Source organism: Streptomyces sp. NRRL B-3229 (assembly GCF_000719505.1).
GTDB lineage: Bacteria > Actinomycetota > Actinomycetes > Streptomycetales > Streptomycetaceae > Streptomyces > Streptomyces griseorubiginosus.
On the sequence record NZ_JOGP01000152.1, the window covers coordinates 1 to 270 of the forward strand.

The following is a 270-nucleotide window of genomic DNA, read 5'->3' on the forward strand; positions in this document are numbered from 1 at the left end:
TAGGCCGGATCTGGAAGCCCAGTAATGGGTGGAGGTGACCGGTACTAATAGGCCGAGGGCTTGTCCATATTTGCTCGCGTCCACTGTGTTAGTTCTGAGACAACGAACGGTTGTCGGCTAGAGCTGAACCACACAACAGAAGAGTGTGCTTGTTCGCTCGAAACCATTAGGGTTTCGGTGGTCATAGCGTGAGGGAAACGCCCGGTTACATTCCGAACCCGGAAGCTAAGCCTTACAGCGCCGATGGTACTGCAGGGGGGACCCTGTGGG

Annotated in this window: 1 rRNA gene; it reads left to right on the plus strand. The window is 55.6% G+C overall.

From position 1 onward, the window contains the following. Positions 1 to 173 precede the first annotated feature (173 nt). Positions 174 to 270, plus strand: a 5S ribosomal RNA gene (rrf, locus tag IF54_RS40710); the annotation flags it as partial.